This is a genomic window from Streptomyces sp. NPDC001985 (assembly GCF_040296845.1).
In the GTDB taxonomy this organism is placed as follows: domain Bacteria; phylum Actinomycetota; class Actinomycetes; order Streptomycetales; family Streptomycetaceae; genus Streptomyces.
This window is the reverse complement of sequence record NZ_JBEOYB010000174.1, coordinates 1-3,230: the sequence shown is the minus strand read 5'-3', so window position 1 is coordinate 3,230 and position 3,230 is coordinate 1. Positions and strand designations below refer to the sequence as shown.

At 76.4% G+C, this 3,230-nt stretch carries 2 protein-coding genes; both read left to right on the top strand.

Annotation, left to right across the window (positions count from 1 at the left end; genetic code table 11):
• Positions 1–204: 204 nt before the first annotated feature.
• Positions 205–1,422, top strand: coding sequence for a helix-turn-helix transcriptional regulator (locus ABT122_RS33380; RefSeq protein WP_351559917.1), 1,218 nt, complete (start codon positions 205–207; stop codon positions 1,420–1,422).
• A 191-nt stretch (positions 1,423–1,613) separates the two neighbouring features.
• Positions 1,614–3,116, top strand: coding sequence for an FG-GAP and VCBS repeat-containing protein (locus ABT122_RS33375; RefSeq protein WP_351559915.1), 1,503 nt, complete (start codon positions 1,614–1,616; stop codon positions 3,114–3,116).
• Positions 3,117–3,230 lie beyond the last annotated feature (114 nt).

The window sequence follows — 3,230 nt, the reverse complement described above, 5'->3', positions numbered from 1 at the left end:
GACGGACCCCGCACCACGGGACCCCGCACAGTGCGGGCCACGGTCGGGGACCAGCCCCCGAACCCCCGCGCCTCAAACGCCGGCGAGGCTGAATACGCCCAGCCCGCCTGGGGGCACCTCCCAGAGGCAGCTCTGGGGGAGATCGAGGACGGATCCCGCACCACAGAACCCCGCACCCGGCGGACCCCCGGGTGGCTGGGTGCCGTGGACGCCCTCTCCGGGGCCCTCACCGGCACCCCCGGCAACCACACCCTCACCCACGCCCGCCAAGTCCTCCACCAGACCCGCCCCGGCGATTCCACCCACCCCCACGTCCTCGCCGCCCTCGCCGCCCTCGTCTACGACGACCACCCCGCCGAGGCCGCCCGCTGGTGCGACCCCCTCCTCGCGGAGGCCGCGACCCGCGACGACGCCGTCGGCCACGCCCTCCTCACCGCCATCCGCGCCGTGACCGCCCTCCGGCTGGGCGACCCGGCCGCCGCCGGCGCGCACGCCCGCGCCGCCCTCGCCCGGATCTCCCCGGCGAGCTGGGGCGCCGCCATCGGCCTCCCGCTCTCGGCGGCCGTACTCGCCGCCACCGCGACGGGCCGGTACGACGAGGCCGCCCACCACCTCTCCCACCCGGTCCCCCGCGCCGGCTTCGACACCCCCTGCGGCGTCCACTACCTCCAGGCCCGGGGCAGGCTGCGGCTCGCCTCCGGCCGCCCCCGCGACGCCCTGCGCGACTTCCTCGCCTGCGGGGAGGCGATGGAGGGGTGGGGGTTCACCGCCCCCGGCCTCGTCCCCTGGCGCGGCGACGCGGCCGAAGCCCTCCTCGCGCTCGGCGAGCGCCCCCGCGCCGCCACCCTGATCGGCGAGCAGCTCGCCCTGCTGCGCCCCGGCCCCTCCCGGACCCGGGGTCTCTCCCTGCGCGTCCAGGCGCTGACGGCCGCCCGGCCGGACCGGCCCGCGCTGCTGAGGGAGTCGGCCGCCGTCCTCGAAACCTGCGGCGACCGGTACGAACTGATGCTGACGCTCTCCGAACTGAGCCACGCCCAGCACGCCCTGGGCTCCCACGACGACGCCTTCGCCTCGGCCCGCGCCGCCCACCGCCTCGCCCGGCGCTACGGCCTGGGCACCCCGAGGACCGCACCCACCGACACCACCAGCACCAGCACCAGCACCAGCACCGACACCACCGACGGCGGCACCCCCCGGTTACCGGGCATCCAGGAACAGCGCCGGGACCGGTCCGGCGAACTGACCGAGGCCGAGCGGAGGGTGGCCGCGCTCGCCGCCCACGGCCACACCAACCGCCAGATCGCCGAGACCCTGCTCGTCACGGTCGGCACGGTGGAGCAGCACCTGACCCGGGTCTACCGCAAGCTCCGGGTGAACCGCCGGGCCGAGCTGCGGCCCCGGCTGCGGATCTCCCCGGTCTAGCCCGAGCGGGCGGCAGCACGCACACCCCCTGCTCACCCCTGTCGCCGGGCGACCGGCGATCACGCGGGGATCTCGGGCCGCCCCGGGCCCCAGGCCCCAGGCCCATCACCGGAAACGGACCACAACCCTTCGGCCCGCCGCGTGATCTCCGAGACTGTCCCGTCCGCCCGAACGATCCCCGAGGTCCCCCGATGAACCCCCGCAGTGCCCCCCGTGCCCTGGCCCTCCTCGCCGCCATCGCGGTGACCGGCTCCCTCACCGCCCCGGCCGCCTCCGCCGACCCCACCCCGAAAGCCCCGAAGCCCGCGACCTCACCGCACGACGACTTCAACGGCGACGGCCACCAGGACCTCGTCGTCGCCGCACCCCGGGCAACCGTCGACGGCAGGGCCGGAGCCGGCTACGTCTCCGTCCTCTACGGCTCCGCCACCGGCCCCCGGGTTTCGAGCAAGCAGATCCTCCAGCAGGGCACCGGCGGAGTGCCGGGCGCACCGGGGGCGGACCACCGCTTCGGAACGTCCCTCGCCGCCGCCGACCTCGACCGGGACGGCTACGCGGACCTGGCCGTCAGCGCCGAGGGCCAGGGCCCGCCCGGCGACCCGGACGCCGCCGGCGGACTCTCGGTGATCTGGGGCAGCCCCGCGGGCCTCGGGCGCGGCACCACCCCGGCCACCTCCCTGAAGGGCTTCACCACCAGAGCCCTGGTGACCGGGGACTTCGACGGCGACGGCCACCAGGATCTGGTGTCGGCCGGCGTGGGCGCCGGTCTCACGGTGCGCCACGGACCCCTGCTGCGGGACGGCACCCCCGCCCGCACGGCACAGGTCCACGGCGAGGACTGGAACGTGGAGGAGCTGGTGGAGCTGGTGACCGGCGATCTCAACGGCGACGGCGCCACCGACATCGTCGGACTGGACCGGGACCCCGGCGCGGAGGGCGAGTACGCCTTCACCCCGCTCCAGTGGATGGGCTCGCCCACCGGCCTCGGCCCGATCCGGCGCAACGCCCTCGGAAACCAGCACGGCGACTCGATCGACGTCGGGGACACGGACAAGGACGGCTACGAGGATGTCGTCATCGGCTACGCGCACTGGATGACCAACCACCAGCCGGCGGCCCACGGCGGCGTGGTCGTCACCATCCCCGGCTCGGCGACCGGACCGGACGTCTCCCGGAAGCGGACCCTCTTCCAGGACAGCCCCGGCGTCCCCGGCACCGCCGAGACGGACGACATGTTCGGCGCGGACGTCTCCGTCGGCGACATCGACGGGGACGGCTACGAGGACATCGCGGTCGGGGTCCCGGGCGAGGGCCTCGGCACCGTCGCGCACGCGGGGGCGGTGGTCACCCTGCCCGGCTCCGCGACCGGCCCCACCGGCACCGGCGCGAAGACCGTCACCCAGAACACCCCCGGCGTCCCCGGCACCGCCGAGGCGGGCGACGGCTTCGGCTCCGTGGTCAAACTCATCGACGGAAACGGCGGAAACGGCGGGACCGGCGGGACCGGCGGGAGTACGGCCGTCCGCAAGGACCTCGCCGCGAGCGCCGTCAACGAGAACAACGGGGCCGGCTCGGTCTGGTGGCTCCCCGCCACCGCCTCCGGCCTCACCCCCGCCGGCTCCTTCGTCTACGGCCCCGGAGCCCTCGGCACCACCGCCGCCAAAGGCTTCTTCGGCGAGAAGTACACCTCCTGATCACCCCTGCCGCTGGGCGAGCGGGCGGCCCGGCCCCGCCCCCCGCCGCCGCCCGCCCCCCCGCCCCCCCCCCACCACCCCCCCCCCCACCCACACCCGCCCCCCCCCGCACAG